Here is a 16,530-nt window from a genome sequence, read left to right on the forward strand (position 1 = left end):
CTACCCCGCTAATTCGCCGGTGTCGGCCCAGACGGCGTCGCCGCCACCGTCTCCCCCCGTGCTTTCGCAAGCGCGAGCATCGCCGCGGGCCCCGTCACGCCGGTATCGAGGATCGCGATCAGCCGCGCCGCCGGGTTGTCTGCCGACTGGTGCGGGTCATAGGCGAGCGGGCGCAGCGCGCGTCGGGCGGCATCGGTCTGACCATCGAGGATCGCCTGCGCCGCGACCTTGAAGCGCAGCGCCGGGTCCTGCGGCACCAGCTCGAGCGCGCGACCGATCCCCAGGATCGCGGCCGCGCTGGGAGTCTCGCCCGCCGCGGCGAAGCTGTCATAATAGAGCGACAGCGCCTCGGCATCGTCGGGCGCCTGGCGATTGGCTGTGACGATCCAGCGCCGCGCCGCACCCCATGCTGCGGCATCGCGCGGTGTCGCCGCAGCGGCGCGCCGCATCAGCACCTGCGCCTTGTACAGCATCGCCTGCCGCGACGTCGGATCGGCGGCGAGCGCGCGGTCGGCAGCAGCCAGTGCCGCATCGTCCTGCCCCGCATCATACGCCATCTCGGCCAGCCAGCCCTGCGCCAGCGCATCGTCGGGATAGGCCGCCGCGATCCGGGCGGCGCGCGCGAAGATCGGTGCGGCGGTGGCACGGTTGACGCCGCGCTCCGACTGCATCCGCAGCTCGACCATCGCCGCGGCGCCCGGCGACAACGGCGTCACGGCCACAGGCGCGACGGGCAGCTTATCATATGCGATCCGCAGCCCCGGGATGCGCGACTGGCGCAGATACGCATCGAGCGCCTTGTCGAGCGCGCGCAAGTCGCCGAATGCCGCGGTGGCCGCGGTTACGCTCGGCGTTCCCGCGTTCAGCGCGGTCAGATACTGCTGGAGCTGCCGGCCGCGCGTCGCGTCGAACATCAGATAGTGCGTCAGCAACCAGCCGCGCCCGTACATCACCCCGCGCTGCTCGTCGGTCAGCTTCTGCCCGGTCGCGAACAGGGTCGCCGCGGGCACCGGCTTGGCCGCGAGCAGGCTGTACGCCCGGTGCTGCGCCGCGCCGCCGAGCTGGACATACTCCTTCTCGAACGCGGCGGTCGAGACGAACTCGGCATAGCCCTCGGAAAACCACGCCGGATAGGCGGCGGCGTAATTGCCCAGCAGGAAGTGATGCGCATATTCGTGAAACAGGACGATCTGCGGGATCCCGCCGCCGCGCGTCGAACGGCTGCCGTCCCCGCCCTCGTCGATCCGCGGGGTGAAGGCGACCGACCCGCTTGCGCGCGGCAGGTAGAATCCAGCGATGCCGCGATCGCCCGACAATCGGCGGATCGCCGCGACGTCGTTCGCGACATAGACGGTGACGCGGTTCGCGCCCTTCGCGCCGGTGCCCTCCGGCGTGCGGTGGAGATGCCGGATCGCCCCGTCGAACTGCTCGAGCCGGGTCGCCATCGTCGTGAGCGCGGCGGGCGGCATGTCGGCATAGATCTCGAAATGATCGGAGGTCGCGCGCGCCCATTTCGCCGCTGCCGGCGTCCAGGCACCGACCAGTCCCGCCATGATGGTGACGCTCCACGCCACCCCATGCCTAACTCTGTGCATTACCCGCATCGCCATCCCCCTCAACACCGCCATCCTGCCATGCGGATCGACGCGTGCCGAGGGGGTAAACGAGGTCTCGATCAGTCTGCCGACGTGCAGGAATAGACGAGCTTCTCATTGGGCAGCGGCGGCAACGTGGCCCGGACTGCAGACTGCTGGCCGACCAGCCGCGTGATCGCCGCCGGATCGGTCGTGCACTGCCCCGGCGTCTCACCACGCGCCGCCCGCGCCGCGGTCATCCCCGCCGCCGACATCAGATAGCGCGTATTGGCATAGGTCCGCGTCGCCGGGTCGAACGACAGCAGCGACACCGTCTGTTCGGCCTCGGGCACCAGCACGCGCTCCCACCGGCCATTGCCCGCGACATATTGGGTCTTGCCGTTGACGCAGCCGCCCGCACCCCAGCCGAGCGGCACGTCTTCGCTCGACGAGATCGTGATCCGGCTCCGCTCGGGGATCAGCCGGCACATGAGCCGGCCGAGCGCCTTGTCCTCGACCACCGGCCCCGATCGCGCGACCGACGCCGCGGGAAGGTCGACCGCGCCCGACGGCCTGGCCACGAACACGACGACCGCCGCGACCACCGCGACGCCACCGCCCGCGACCGTCCAGATCGCCGCACGCCGCCGGCCGCGCGATTCGAGCAGCCCCGCCGCACCGATCCCGAGCGCGCCTGCGACCAGCAGCAGCCCCGCGATCGCCATGACGTTCTCGCGCCGGCGCTCCGCCTCGATCCGCGCCTGTTCCAGCGCGCGTTCACGCGACAGCGCCGCCTGCGTCGCCACATCACGCCGCGCGGCCGCCGCATCGGCCGCCGCGCGCACGTCTGCGTCGCTGTCCTGCCGCAACCGCTCCTCGATCGAGGTGCACGGCGTTCCGACCGCGCTATAGGGCTGCTTCGCCTCGCGCAGGAACGCGGCGAGTTCGGTATCCGCAATCGCGAAACCGAACGTCGAATCGCCCTCCTCGCCGCGGGTGATCGCGGAATTGACGCCGATCACCCGCCCGCACCGGTCGAGCAGCGGGCCACCCGAATTCCCGCGTGCGATATTGGCGGTGTGCAACAGCACCTCGACATCGCTCAGACTGCGCCGGCCCGAGAACACGCCCTCCGACCGCACCGGGCTGGTCGGGCGGATATAGTCCGCGGCCGAGCGCGCGGTGGCAAGGTCGACATTGCCGGGAAAGCCCAGCGACACCACCGCCCCGCCCTCATCGATCGGTCCCGTATACAGCGCGGTCTGCGGCAGGCGCGCGCCGGTGAACTCGATCAGCGCCAGATCGCGCTGCACGTCATAGGCGATCACCTTGCCCTGATAGGATTTGTCGCCCTCGGTCGGCACGACGCCGACCACGACATTGTCGGGATAGCGTTCCGCCAGCTCGACGACATGCGCGTTGGTGACGATCCGGTTGGGTGCGACTGCGAAGCCGCTGCCATGACCGAAGCCGACGACCTGATCGTCGACCACCGCGATCGTCACGACACGCACGACCCCTCGCCCGGTCGCGCTGATGTCGTCGGCGCTGGCGGGGGCGGCGATGCCGATGAGCGCGGCGAGCGGAAGGACGAGCAGGGATAGCAGGCGGATCAGCATGCGCCCCCCTTATCCGCCCGCGCGCCGCGGCAGAACCCGTTTCCGGACGCCGCGCGGTCGCCGACCGATTGGTTAGCGAATTGGCAAGGCTTCGCCGGTAACCCCGGCATTAACGATCGAGGGACTGGTGCATGAGCGCGTTCGGACGACGCAGTGGGATGAGTGGCGGAACGGCAGCGCGGCCCGCGTTCGGAGTCGCGCGACCGATGCAGGGCGGTGGCCCCGCCCCGCGACCCGATCCCGAGGGCGGCGCGCAATTCCCTGCGCTCGACACCCTCCTGCCGATGCCCGGCGAGACCGAGGGCGGCGTGCCGATCGGCCAGGTCGACGCGATGCAGCGACTCGCCGATCGTCAGGCCGCGTCGGGCGATGCGGGCGCGAGCAAGGTCGAGGGCTTCGAACAGTCGATCCACAAGATTAAGGAACAGGTACTCCCCCGCCTGCTCGAACGCGTCGATCCCGAGGCTGCGGCGACGCTCGGCAAGGACGAGCTGGCAGAGGAATTCCGCCCGATCATCGGCGAGGTGCTCGCCGAGCTGAAGCTGACGCTCAACCGCCGCGAACAGTTCGCGCTCGAGAAGGTACTGGTCGACGAGCTGCTCGGGCTCGGGCCCTTGGAGGAACTGCTCGCGGATCCGAACATCACCGACATCATGGTGAACGGCCCCGAACAGACCTATGTCGAGCGCAAGGGCAAGCTCGAACTCGCCCCCATCCAGTTCCGCGACGAGGAGCATCTGTTCCAGATCGCGCAGCGGATCGTGAACTCGGTCGGCCGCCGCGTCGACCAGACCACGCCGCTCGCCGACGCCCGTCTCAAGGACGGCAGCCGCGTCAACGTGATCGTGCCGCCGCTGAGCTTGCGCGGCACCGCGATCTCAATTCGTAAATTCTCGGCCAAGCCGATCACGCTCGACATGATGGCCGGGTTCGGCAGCATGAGCCCCAAGATGGCGACCGCGCTCAAGATCGCCGGTGCATCGCGCTTCAACGTCGTCATCTCGGGCGGTACCGGCTCGGGCAAGACGACGATGCTCAATGCGCTGTCGAAAATGATCGACCCGGGCGAGCGCGTGCTCACGATCGAGGACGCCGCCGAGCTTCGCCTGCAGCAGCCGCACTGGCTGCCGCTCGAAACCCGCCCCGCCAATCTGGAGGGCCAGGGCGAGATCAGCATCCGCGATCTCGTCAAGAACGCGCTGCGTATGCGCCCCGACCGAATCATCCTGGGCGAAATTCGTGGCTCCGAGTGTTTCGACATGCTCGCGGCGATGAACACCGGTCACGACGGCTCGATGTGCACGCTCCACGCCAACTCCCCGCGCGAGGCGCTCGCGCGCATGGAGAACATGGTGATGATGTCAGACATCAAGGTACCCAAGGAGGCGATCTCGCGTCAGATCGCCGATTCGGTCGAGCTGATCATCCAGGTAAAGCGCCTGCGCGACGGCTCGCGCCGCGTCACCAACATCACCGAAGTGATCGGCATGGAGGGCCCCGTGATCGTCACGCAGGAGCTGTTCAAGTTCGAATATCTCGACGAGAGCGCGGACGGCAAGATCCTCGGCGAATACCGCTCGATGGGCCTGCGCCCCTACACGCTCGACAAGGCCAAGCAGTTCGGATTCGACCAGGCCTATCTGGAGGCGTGCCTCTGACCCCCGTCGACTGCACTAACGGCAGGTGGTCGAGACCGTGCTAAAACTTCCCATTCTGCTCACGCCTATTTGCGGACATTCGGATCAAATCTATCATCTCTGGTATGGTACGAACCAAAAGATGCGTTGCCGCGATCGCCACGGCTTGGTTGTTCCTATCAAGCGTGCCCTCGGACGCCCGACTTCCAAATTTTGACCAAAGATCGGTGCCGCCTGCGCCCCCGGCTGAATACGACCCTATATCCGGTCCGTTTTTGGCTCGAATACGCCGGAAAGGCGAGCTCGATGATCCGGGGGTGATTGCCAATGCTACAGCGTCTTGGGACGGACCGAATTTATCTGCCTTTGTATTATGCTTTCAACCGGGAGCCGATCGTGACGGCTGGCAGGTTGCGTTTGAGGCCCTTCACAACGTTTCGGTTGAGCTCAAAATGCAGGGCGCGGTGACAGTCGTTATAGACGGGAAGCGCATATGTGATGCGGCTCCTTCGCCCTCAATGGGAAGCAAGCCACACGTTGAAATCAAAGGCGTAATTCGCAGTTAGTGTCGTAGGTTTCATGTCCAAGCTTCTCTCCGTCCGGACATTCCTGATGCTAAAAACAATGAAAAGTTCTGCATTCAAACAGCAATGGTGAGCATGCGAGTGACACCCTCTAGCGCACGAGCCTGCACGTGTTAGGTTACTGCCATGCTTGTTTGCCCTATACTGATAATCGTTGCCGGGCTGATCGCGGCCTCTGCGACCGCACAAACCTCCGATTCCACCGCCGCGATCATGCCAAAGCCGGTGTGCTCGGGTCACCTTGGGGAACCTGTTGCGATCAACGCCGCTCCCCTAACAGTCGAGATGCTGGGGGGCAGCTATCGGGCACATCCCGGCTGGCCACATCCCGGTGAGGCACGCGTGGATCAGCTTCGCTATAGCTCGGCGGTGATGCTGCGCTCGGATGACCCACGCTTCACCGACTTTGACCTCTCTCCTGGCCCAGTGCACTCGCGAACATCGGGATGCTGGTTTTCATGGACCAGCATCCAAGGGAAGAGCGGTATTGCAGGCATTTCCAACGCTGGCATCGGAAGGAGCGGTTATGTGGATGGTTTTGTCCCGGCGCGGCCTGCCGTGACCCCCGATATCGTTGAATACAGTTTCGTCGCAGCCGATGACAACGTTCATAGGGACAGCTACACTTGGATTGGGGTATGGAACGCCAAAGGCTTGGCAGAGCGGTCGCGGGTCGTCGCCTTCGACGGCAAACGGTTCCTTATCCTTGCAACATTGCCCGTCCGGTTAGGAGCTATTTCAAAACTGTCCGACCTTCATTCTCAAGCCTATTTTCTAACGCTGATCGGTGAAGGCAAGCTTGGTCAAAAAGTAGCTTGGATAAGACTAGTCTGGCCCTAAGCCGTCGATATACGGGTGCCGCTAACGATCCTAAGCCTACCCCCCCACGTAAATGATCAAAGATTTCGCATCAGCCAAGGAATGGCAGAAAACGTAGGCGCTCACCGATGCAAAAAGTTGATGCATTGGCGGGCTCGTTCGGCGGTGGGTCTCCCACAACGCAGCCGCGAAAGCCGTGAGTCCGCTTTCCTTCCCTTCAAATCCATCTGCCCCACCGTCCGCGTGCCTAGCTTGTAAGGCCCCGCCAACGCGCTAGGGACGGTTGCACATGCGTATGCTTACCCTCGCCATCGTCCCGCTGTTGGCGGCCCTAAGCATCGCGACGCGGCAGCCGGCATCGCAGGCCGCGGCCGCGCCCATCCAGGCGAGCTCTACCCCAAGCACCTCGCCCGCCGACCGCGACCAGGGCGTCGCCCGGCTCGCCGCCGATACCGAGACGCGCTGGGTGTCCTTCGACCTGACGCCGGGCAACCAGATCCGGTTCGCGATGCAGATCGACGGGCGCACCATCACCGCGATCCTCGACACCGGCGTCAGTTATACGTTGCTCGCGGACACCTCCCCCGCGGTGGTCCGGCGCGCGCTGAAGCCCGGCGGGCGGGCGAGCGCGATCGGCGGGTCGGTCGCGCTGCGCTGGATGCCGACGCGGTCGATCGTGCTCGGCGGCCTGACGCGCAGCGGCGGCGGCGTCAGTGTTGCCGCCCTCCCCGCGCTCGCGACCGGCAGCGCGACCGCGGTCGACCTGCTGGTCGGGCGCGACCTGCTCGCCGCGCACGCGCTCGACATCGATTATGCCGCGCGCCGCTTCCGGCTGATCCCGACCGGGCGGCTGCCCTTTGCGGGCGAGACCGCGCCGCTGACAATCTCGTCCGATCGACGCGTCTATGAAAGCGCGATCCGGATCGGCACGCACGCGCTGGCGCCGATCGTCGTCGATACCGGCGATGGATCGGCGATCACCGTGACCGCCGCGGGCTGGCGCCGTGCCGCGCCGCCGGGGCTGCCGACCACCACCGCTATCGCCTATGGGCTCGGCGGCTCGGTCATCAGTGGCCTCGCGATCGTTCCTGAGATCCGCGTCGGCACGCTCGTCGCGCGCGACACCGAGGTGCGGATCGAACCCGAGGCGGGCTTTTCGCAGTCGATCGGCGCCGCCGGGCGGCTCGGCTCGGGGTTTCTCCAGCATTATCGCGTGCTGCTCGACCCGAGCGCGGCGCGGATGGTCCTGCGCCGCGGCGACGTCGCCGATCCCCGCCCGATCCGATCGACCAGCGGTCTGCTCATGGGGGTCGAAAGCAACCGGCTGAAGGTCCTGCACGTGATGCGCGGCGGCCCGGCCGAGGCGACCGGGTGGCAGGTCGGCGACCTGATCTGTTCGATCGACGGCCAGCCCATCCCCCGCGACTATCCAACCAGCCCGCTGGCGAACTGGACCATCCGCTCACCCGGCAGCGTCGTCCGGCTCGGGCTGTGCGACGGTACGACGCGCACACTGACGCTCAGGACTTTCTACTGATGACATCGGCCACGACTGCACCGTCCGGATCCCGCTGGACGCCCGCGCTGATCCTGCTTCTTATCGCGCTGGCGATCCGCGCCTGGGATTTCGGCAATCCGGTGATTGCCGTCGACGAGCAATATTATCTGCTGGTCGGCGACCGGATGCTGCACGGCGCGATCCCCTTTGTCGACATCTGGGATCGCAAGCCGATCGGGCTGTTCCTGCTGTTCGCGGCGATCCGGCTGCTCCCCGGCGACGGGATTCTCGCCTATCAGCTGGTCGCGACCGGCTGCGCCTGGCTGACTGCGGTCCTCGTTCATCACGGCGCGATGCGGATCGGCGCGACGCGGCGTGGTGCGCTGGCGGCAGGAGCGACCTATCTGGCCGGGTTGTCGCTGCTCAGCGGCGGCGGCGGGCAGGCGCCGGTCTTCTACAATCTGCCGATCGCCATCGCCGCGCTGCTGACCTTCCGCCTGCCCGCACTCGCGGCGGCGAACGACCGCCGCGCGATCGTGCGTGGCGGCGCGCTGGCCTGCCTGCTCGCAGGGATCGCGATCCAGATGAAATACACGCCCGCCTTCGAAGGCGCGTTCTTCGGGCTGGCGCATCTCTGGTTCCACCGCCGCACCGGCGCGCCGGTCTCAGCGACGCTGGGCGCGGCGCTGCTTTGGATCGCCGTCGGGCTCGCGCCGTCGCTCGCCGCGCTCGGCTGGTACACCGCGCACGACCTGTTCGCGACCTTCTGGTTCGCCAACGTCACCTCGATCTTCCTGCGCCCCGGCTATCCGCTCGAGCAGGTGGTGATGCGGCTGCTCGGCATCCTCGTCCAGCTGCTGCCGCTGATCGCCGCCGCCGCGATCACCTGGCATCGCCGCGCGCATCTCGGGATCGACCGTGCGGTCGCGCGGCTCGCCTTTGGCTGGCTGATCGCGGCGTCGCTCGGCTTCCTCGCGATTGGTACCTTCTTCGATCATTACGGCCTGCCGCTGGTCGCCCCGCTGGCGATCGCCGCCGCGCCCGCGCTGTCACGCCATGCCAAGCTGCTCGCGATCGCGCTGATCGTCCCCTTCACGATCCTCGCGGTCGAACGCATCGTCCGGCGCGACGACGCCGCCGGCGCCTATGCACTCGCTCGTATCGTCCAGGCGAACAGCGGCGACGAATGCCCCTATGTGTTCCGCGGCGACACCGTCACCTATCTGCTCGCGCGGACCTGCGTGCCGACGCCCTACGCCTTTCCCAACCTGCTCAGCCTGTCGACCGAACAGGGCGCGACCGGGATCGACGAGGCGGCCGAGGTTCGCCGCATCCTCGCCAACCGTCCGCCGGTGATCGTCACCTCGACGCGCCGCCTGTCGATCTGGAACGTCGGCAGCCTGCGCGCGCTGAAGGCGGCGCTCGCGAGCAACTATCGCCTCGTCTTCACCACGCGCCGTCTGAAGGATCGCAGCGCCGTCTATCTGCGCAACGACCGCGTGTTCGTCGCCCCCGATCAGCGGGCCCCGTCGAGTCCGGTGCCCACCGCCGCCGACGGCAGGTAACGCGGCGCGGTTCGCGCATTGGCCCGCTGTTCATAGGCATAGCCCGCGTTCAGCACGGTGCCGTCGCCGTAGCGTGTCGCGATGAACGACAGCCCGACCGGCAGCCCGCGGACCAGCCCCATCGGCACGGTCAGGTTGGGATAGCCGGCAACCGCAGGCAGTTCGCTCGCGCTCGGCCCGCCATATTGGTCGCCATAGACTGGTTCGCTGAGCCAGGCGGGACCATAGGTCGGCTCGACCAGCACCGTCGCCCGTGCGGTCTTCAGCATCGCGTCGATCCCCTCCGCGCCTGCGAGCCGCAGCGATTTCGCACGTGCCGCCTTATAGGCCGGGTCGTCGAGCCCCTTGGTCTTGGCCGCCGCCTCGAACGTCTCCTGCGCGAAGAACGGCATCTCCGTCGCTTCATTAGCGCGGTTAAACGCGATCACCTGGTCGAGCGTCCGGGTCCGCACCGCCGCCGGGGTGGTCGCCAGATAAGTGTCGAGATCGGCCTTCAGCTCGGTCTGGAGTACCAGCAGCTCCGCCTCGCCGATCCCGTCGAGCTTCGGCTGCTTGACCTCGACCAGCACCGCGCCCGCGGCCTTGAGCACGCCCAGCGCCACCTCGTAGCGCGCCGCAACGTCCGCGGTCATTCCGGGCCGGACGACCCCGATCCGCAACCCCGACAGCGCGCTCGTCGACAGGGCGGCGGCATAGTCGCGCTTGTACGCGCCCGCCCCTGCGGTCGCGGCATCCTCCGGATCCGCCGCGATCATCGCCGAGAACATCGTCGCCACGTCGCGCACGCTGCGCGCCATTGGCCCTGGCGTGTCCTGGCTATGGCTGATCGGCACGACATGCGTGCGGCTGACCAGCCCGATCGTCGGCTTCAGCCCGACCAGCCCGTTGATCGACGACGGGCACACGACCGAGCCATCGGTTTCGGTGCCGATCGCGGCTGCTGCAAAACTCGCCGCGATCGCCGCGCCCGACCCGCTCGACGATCCGCACGCGGTCCGATCGAGCGCATAGGGATTGCGGACCAGCCCGCCGACCGCGCTCCACCCACTCATCGACCGGGTCGAGCGGATGTTCGCCCATTCGCTGAGGTTGGTCTTGCCGAGGATCACCGCGCCTGCCGCGCGCAGCTGCGCGACCACCGGCGCGTCGCGGCGCGTCATATTGTCCTTGAGCGCCAGGCTGCCAGCGGTGGTCGGCATCGCGTCGGCGGTCTCGACATTGTCCTTGATCAGCACCGGAACGCCGTGCAGCGGTCCGCGCACCCGCCCCGCCCGACGCTCGGCGTCGAGCGCCTTGGCCTGGGCCAGCGCGTCGGGATTGAGCGCGATTACACTGCGCAGCGTCGGCCCCTTGCGGTCCATCGCCGCGATCCGCGCGAGATACGCCCGGACCAGATCGACACTGCTCGCCGTCCCCGCCGTCATGCTTGCCTGAAGCTGATCGATCGAGCGTTCCTCGACCGCGACGGTCCTGGCCACCGCCGCCACTGGCATGGCGGCGGTGGCGAGCAGGATTCCGGTGATAATCTGGCGCATTTTCAGTCCCCCTTTGCCTGACGCTATCGGGGATCGGACGGCGCGCCAAGCGCCCTGGCGGGTCAGCCGACGAAGGCGCGCTCGATCACGAACGTACCGGGCTTGGAATTCGCGCCCTCCTCGAAGCCCTGCGCCTCGAGCATCACCGCGAACTCCTTGATCATCTCGGTCGATCCGCACAGCATCGCGCGGTCGGTCTCGGGGTTCAGCTTCTGGTCGCCGCGCACCGGATGGCCGAACAGCGACGCGTCCTCGATCAGCGCACCGATCCGCCGCGTGGTGCGGAACGGCTCGCGCGTCACGGTCGGGATGTAATGGAACTGCGTGGCCGCCTCCTCAGCGATCAGCGGATCCTCGGCGAGCAAGGCGACCATCTCGTCGTGATAGGCAAGGTCGCTGACGCGGCGCACGCTGTGCACGACGATGACCTGCTCATACGCCGAATAGACATCGGGATCGCGCATCAGGCTGAGGAAGGGGGCAAGGCCGGTGCCGGTCGAGAACATGAACAGCCGCTTGCCCGGGAGCAGCGCGTCGAGCACCAAAGTGCCGGTTGGCTTCTTGCCCAGATACACCTCGTCACCCGGCTGGATCAGCTGGAGCTTCGACGTCAGCGGACCGTCCTCGACCTTGATCGACAGGAATTCGAGCTCTTCCGAATAATGCGGGCTCGCGATCGAATAGGCGCGCATGATCGGCTTGCCGCCCTCTTGCGGAAGGCCGATCATCACAAATTCGCCCGAGCGGAAGCGGAAGGTCGACGGGCGCTCGATCGCGAAACTGAACAGATGCTCGTTCCAGTGGCGGACCCAGAGGACCTTGGCGTTGAGAAACGCGGGCGTTTCGGGGATCAGCGCGGGCGCGCGCGTTTCGGCGACGATAGGGGCGGTCATGCGTTTTCCTTGGCCTGCGCGGGGGGGCGTTGGCGGATCGATGGCTTGCGAAACGGTCGCATTATTGGCGCGCGGGGTATGGGTCAACAACAGCAAAGCTTGGGGGGGCACAAAGCACGCCGCAACAAAACGCTCGTCATTCCCGCGCAGGCGGGAATCCAGACTGGCAACGCTCTCCCTTAAATTGCTGACAGCGTAGGTTATGGATCCCCGCCTGCGCGGGGATGACGAGTGGTTAGTGGAATGATGGAGCATCTAACGACGTTGCCGTCGCCGCGTCTGTTCCCCATATTCCCCCTCGATGGCCATCCAGATCCGCACCAGCCTCGCCGAACCCGAAACCGGCGACACCTTCGTCCCGCACCGCCCGACCGCGCGCCCCGCAAAGGTCGAGGGTGGCAAGCGGTTCAAGCTCGTCAGCGACTATGCGCCTGCGGGCGACCAGCCGACCGCGATCGCCGAACTCGTCTCGGCGATCGGCGAGGGCGAGAAGGATCAGGTGCTGCTGGGCGTCACCGGATCGGGCAAGACCTTCACGATGGCGAGTGTGATCGAACGCGTGCAGCGGCCTGCGCTGATCCTCGCGCCGAACAAGATCCTCGCGGCGCAGCTCTACGGCGAGATGAAGTCGTTCTTTCCCGACAACGCGGTCGAATATTTCGTCAGCTATTACGATTATTACCAGCCCGAAGCGTATGTCGCGCGCTCGGACACGTATATCGAGAAGGAGTCCTCGACCAACGAGTCGATCGACCGGATGCGGCATTCGGCGACGCGCGCGCTGCTCGAACGCGACGACGTGATCATCGTCGCGTCGGTATCGTGCTTGTACGGCATCGGCTCCGTCGAGACCTATTCGGCGATGATCTTCGACCTGAAAAAGGGCACGACCGTCGACCAGCGCGAGATCGTGCGCAAGCTCGTCGCGCTCCAGTACAAGCGCAACGACGCGGCGTTCCAGCGCGGCAATTTCCGCGTGAAGGGCGACACGCTCGAGATCTTCCCGTCGCATTACGAAGACAGCGCGTGGCGCATCTCGTTCTTCGGCGACGATATTGAGGAGATCACCGAGTTCGACCCGCTGACCGGCAAGAAGGTTGCGTCGCTCAACTCGGTGCGCGTCTATGCGAACTCGCATTACGTGACGCCCGGCCCGACGCTGAAACAGGCGGGCGAGGCGATCAAGCACGAGCTGGCCGAGCGGCTGAAGGAGCTGGTGCTCGAGGGCAAGCTGCTCGAGGCGCAGCGGCTCGAGCAGCGCACGAACTTCGATCTCGAGATGATCGCGGCGACCGGCAGCTGTGCGGGGATCGAGAATTACTCACGCTTCCTCACCGGTCGCATGCCGGGCGAGCCGCCGCCCACCTTGTTCGAATATCTGCCCGACAACGCGCTGCTGTTCGTCGATGAGAGCCATGTCACGATCGGCCAGATCAACGGCATGTCGCGCGGCGATCACCGCCGCAAGCTGACACTTGCCGAATATGGCTTCCGCCTTCCCTCGGCGATCGACAACCGGCCGCTACGGTTCAACGAATGGGACGCGATGCGCCCGCCGACGACCTATGTCTCGGCGACGCCGGGCAGCTGGGAGATGGAGCAGACCGGTGGCGTGTTCGCCGAACAGGTCATCCGCCCGACCGGGCTGATCGATCCGCCTGTCGAGATCAAGCCGGTCGAGGAGCAGGTGCAGGACCTGATCGTCGAGGTCGGGAAGACCACCGCGCTCGGATACCGTACGCTCGTCACGACGCTGACCAAGCGGATGGCGGAGGATCTGACCGAGTATATGCACGAGGCGGGGATCAAGGTCCGCTACATGCACAGCGACGTCGAGACGTTGGAGCGTATCGAGCTGATCCGCGACCTGCGGCTCGGCGTGTACGACGTGCTGATCGGCATCAACCTGTTGCGCGAGGGATTGGACATCCCCGAGTGCGGGCTGGTCGCGATCCTCGATGCGGACAAGGAAGGCTTTTTGCGCTCCGAGACCTCGCTGATCCAGACGATCGGTCGCGCTGCGCGTAACGTCGACGGCCGCGTGATCCTGTACGCCGACCGCGTCACGGGCTCTATGGAGCGCGCGATGAACGAAACCGCGCGGCGCCGCGAGAAACAGGTCGCGTACAACACCGAGCACGGCATCACGCCGACGACGATCCGCCGCAACATCGGCGACATCATCGCGCATGTCGCCAGCCAGGACCAGGTCACCGTCCCGATCGACGAGGACCGCCCGCACATGGTCGGTCACAACCTGCGTGCTTACATCGAGGATCTCGAGAAGCAGATGCGCAAGGCCGCGTCGGATCTGGAGTTCGAGACCGCCGGGCGGCTGCGCGACGAGATCCGGCAGTTGGAGAACGAGGAGCTGGGTCTGCCGGTGGATCAGCAGAAGGCGCCGGTCATGGGCCGCTCGAACGAGGGCAAGCCAGGCACGCGGAAAACGCGCTACGGGAAGAGCCAGAAAATGCGGATGGGTGGCTCGCGGTCTCGTTGAGGCCGCTCATTCCCCTTTTCGTCACCCTGACGAAAGTCAGGGCCCAGAGCCGCGGACGCCGCGGTCAATGACACTGGGTGCTGCCTTTCGTCAGGGTGACGGGCGGGTTGAACCGCGCTCGCGTTAGCCGACGACGAGATCCTCGCTGCTCGACCCGTAATAGCTCGCCACCCGGTCGGCATAGGCCTGATCGAAGACCGGCGCGTTGTTCGACCAGCTCGGGCCTCCCTCGAGCACGCGCTTGTCGATCGTCACCACATACAGATCACGCACCGCGTCGAACTGGAGCAACGCGAACGGCAGCGGGTAGAAGCTCTTGCCCATGCCCAGGAACCCGCCAAGGCTCAGCACGGCGTGCGTCGCGCGCCCGGTACCCTTGTGCACCATGAAGGCATAGACCGTCCCGACCGCGTCGCCGTCACGGCTCTCGACCTTCATCGTCCCCGAAATATTAGCCTGCACGAGCAGCTGGGTTGGGGTCTGGGCAACGGTATCGGACATGGATCGTCTCCTGATTTACAGTGTTCCGTCGCTGAACCGGTAGCAGCGTGCGCCGGTTCCCGCGCGATCACCGTCGTCGCGCCTTGAGCGGTCGCCGGGCGTGCCGCATAGCGGGTCATGCGCGCCCACACCCCTATCGCCGCCGGCTGGCCTATCGCCGCCGGCTTCGCCACGCTGACGCTGATCGCCGGTTGCGTCGCGCCACCGCGTGCCGAACCGCCGCCGCCGCCACCACGCGTAGAGGCGCCCGCCCCCGCCCCACGCCCCGCCCCGCTCGCGGCCGACTGGCGCGACTGGCCCTATACGCCGGGAAGCTGGACCTATCGCCGCGATCCGCGCGGATCGGTAGCAAGCTTCGGAACGCAGGCGGCGCAGCCCGCGCTGACACTCCAGTGCGATACCGGCACGCGGCAAATCCATCTGTCGCGCACCGCCGCGGCCGCCACGCCGATGACGATCCGCACGTCGAGCGTCACCCGCGCGCTCTCGGTCCAGCCCGGCAATACCCCCGGCACCGTGACGGCGACGCTGCCGGCCAGCGATCCGTTGCTCGAAGCGATGGGGTTCAGCCGCGGTCGGTTCGTGATCGACCAGCAGGGCCAGCCCGCTCTCGTCATCCCCTCATGGGCGGAGATCGAACGCGTGACCGAGGATTGTCGCGGGTAAGGGCGGGCATTTGCCCAGCGTACCGCACAGCCTTTGAGGATTGCGCGAAATCTTCTGCAAAACAAGACTTGTATCAACAGAGCACCCGGCACACATTGCGGTTGCGGTCAGGCTTGGCCGCGTTTTTTCAACAAGCGAAAGGAGGTGATCCGATGTCTCATGGTTCAGCAGTGAGTTCGGTTCGGTTCGTTCGGGGGACGCGCTACTGATATCCGACGGCATGTGCGGGAGGTATCGCCCTCCAATCAGCACACATGGCACAGGATGAGGTGGTACGCATGGTCCTCCGGGCTGGAGCTCTCCGGCCGCTGACCATGTCAGGAGGTTGTCGGGTCGTCGTGAGACGCCCCGGCAACCTCTTTTCATTTCTGGGTGCTTTTGGTTTGGGAATGCGGGCGTCGCCCCGCATCGGCGAGATGAACCGCCCTAGCTCCACCCACGCCGTCATCCTGACGAAAGTCAGGATCCAGAGCCACGCAGGTTGCCCCTAATTACCCTGGATCCTGACTTTCGTCAGGATGACGGGACGGGCGACGGCTAGCCGCCCTAGCGCACGCGCCGGTTACAGAAACGCCTTGGCCCGGTTGAGCACGAGGCTGCACATCTTCGTCTTCACCTGTCCGCCGAGATTGTCGAGCGACAGCCCCTGACCGTTCGGCGCCTGAAGCTCCCCCGCCTGTCCCGCTGCAAAGCCAGGCGACGTCCGCACGCCCTGCCGCCCGGTCAACCGCTGCAGGATCGACTGCGCGCCCGCTGCCTGGCCCGTCGCAGGAGCCTGGGGCGCCGTTTGCCGCCCGGTCAACGCGCCAAGTGCCCCGCCCTGACCGAGCAGGTTGTTCTTGAGGCAATAGCCGAGCAGACCTGCCGCATTGCCCGCACCGATCGAACCGATGCCCGACGCGCCACCGCCAAGCAGGCCGCCCAATCCGCCACCCAGTCCGCCGCCGAGCCCGCCAAGACTGTCACCCAAGCTGCCGAGGCCCCCGCTGGACGTACGCGGCGCGGGCGCGGGTGCCCCGCTCTGGGCTACGGCGCTCGTCGTCATCAATGTTGCGACCGCGATCGCGACGACGGGGTTGGCGGGCTTGAACATACGAAACTCCTCTGGTTCGCAAGCTCAACGGAAGGGCCGCCCTCCC

Annotated in this window: 12 protein-coding genes; 6 read left to right on the top strand and 6 right to left on the bottom strand. The window is 66.6% G+C overall.

The window, feature by feature from the left end; genetic code table 11:
* Window positions 1-8: 8 nt before the first annotated feature.
* The gene (locus J3A66_RS06690) at window positions 9-1,595 is read right to left on the bottom strand and encodes a hypothetical protein (RefSeq protein ID WP_245336720.1); all 1,587 of its coding nucleotides are present in this window, start codon (window positions 1,593-1,595) and stop codon (window positions 9-11) included.
* An 80-nt stretch (window positions 1,596-1,675) separates the two neighbouring features.
* Window positions 1,676-3,193, bottom strand: coding sequence for a trypsin-like peptidase domain-containing protein (locus J3A66_RS06695; RefSeq protein ID WP_209567868.1), 1,518 nt, complete (start codon window positions 3,191-3,193; stop codon window positions 1,676-1,678).
* A 131-nt stretch (window positions 3,194-3,324) separates the two neighbouring features.
* On the opposite strand from J3A66_RS06695, the gene J3A66_RS06700 reads away from it, so the two are divergent.
* The 4 genes from J3A66_RS06700 (at window position 3,325) to J3A66_RS06715 (ending at window position 9,296) form a co-directional block, all read left to right on the top strand.
* Window positions 3,325-4,851 carry a CpaF family protein gene (locus tag J3A66_RS06700; protein WP_166746812.1) on the top strand — a complete coding sequence of 509 codons (1,527 nt, stop codon included), beginning with the start codon at window positions 3,325-3,327 and terminating at the stop codon, window positions 4,849-4,851.
* A gap of 905 nt (window positions 4,852-5,756) precedes the next feature.
* Window positions 5,757-6,254: a hypothetical protein gene (locus J3A66_RS06705; RefSeq protein ID WP_209567870.1), complete on the top strand. Its 498-nt coding sequence runs from the start codon at window positions 5,757-5,759 to the stop codon at window positions 6,252-6,254.
* A gap of 268 nt (window positions 6,255-6,522) precedes the next feature.
* Window positions 6,523-7,770, top strand: coding sequence for a PDZ domain-containing protein (locus tag J3A66_RS06710; RefSeq protein ID WP_245336721.1), 1,248 nt, complete (start codon window positions 6,523-6,525; stop codon window positions 7,768-7,770).
* Window positions 7,770-9,296: a hypothetical protein gene (locus tag J3A66_RS06715; RefSeq protein ID WP_209567872.1), complete on the top strand. Its 1,527-nt coding sequence runs from the start codon at window positions 7,770-7,772 to the stop codon at window positions 9,294-9,296. Before J3A66_RS06710 ends, J3A66_RS06715 begins: the two co-directional genes overlap by 1 nt.
* Here J3A66_RS06715 and J3A66_RS06720 read toward each other — a convergent pair.
* Entirely contained in the window at window positions 9,248-10,831 is a 1,584-nt protein-coding gene (locus tag J3A66_RS06720) for an amidase (RefSeq protein ID WP_209567874.1), read from the bottom strand. The two genes, J3A66_RS06715 and J3A66_RS06720, sit on opposite strands and share 49 nt — an antisense overlap.
* A 62-nt stretch (window positions 10,832-10,893) precedes the next feature.
* Entirely contained in the window at window positions 10,894-11,724 is an 831-nt protein-coding gene (locus J3A66_RS06725) for a ferredoxin--NADP reductase (protein ID WP_166746817.1), read from the bottom strand.
* 301 nt (window positions 11,725-12,025) lie between these two features.
* Here J3A66_RS06725 and uvrB point away from each other — a divergent pair, with 301 nt between their 5' ends.
* Window positions 12,026-14,224, top strand: coding sequence for an excinuclease ABC subunit UvrB (uvrB, locus tag J3A66_RS06730; RefSeq protein ID WP_031395810.1), 2,199 nt, complete (start codon window positions 12,026-12,028; stop codon window positions 14,222-14,224).
* Between the two features lie 123 nt (window positions 14,225-14,347).
* On the opposite strand, the gene J3A66_RS06735 is transcribed toward uvrB, so the two are convergent.
* Window positions 14,348-14,725 carry a PRC-barrel domain-containing protein gene (locus J3A66_RS06735; RefSeq protein WP_031395809.1) on the bottom strand — a complete coding sequence of 126 codons (378 nt, stop codon included), beginning with the start codon at window positions 14,723-14,725 and terminating at the stop codon, window positions 14,348-14,350.
* 117 nt (window positions 14,726-14,842) lie between these two features.
* Between J3A66_RS06735 and J3A66_RS06740 the strand changes: the two genes are divergently transcribed.
* Window positions 14,843-15,391, top strand: coding sequence for a hypothetical protein (locus tag J3A66_RS06740; protein WP_209567876.1), 549 nt, complete (start codon window positions 14,843-14,845; stop codon window positions 15,389-15,391).
* 562 nt (window positions 15,392-15,953) lie between these two features.
* On the opposite strand, the gene J3A66_RS06745 is transcribed toward J3A66_RS06740, so the two are convergent.
* The gene (locus tag J3A66_RS06745; protein ID WP_183935181.1) at window positions 15,954-16,484 is read right to left on the bottom strand and encodes a DUF2501 domain-containing protein; all 531 of its coding nucleotides are present in this window, start codon (window positions 16,482-16,484) and stop codon (window positions 15,954-15,956) included.
* Window positions 16,485-16,530 lie beyond the last annotated feature (46 nt).

Origin of the sequence: Sphingomonas sp. PvP018 (assembly GCF_017876865.1) — a bacterium.
GTDB lineage: Bacteria > Pseudomonadota > Alphaproteobacteria > Sphingomonadales > Sphingomonadaceae > Sphingomonas > Sphingomonas aerolata.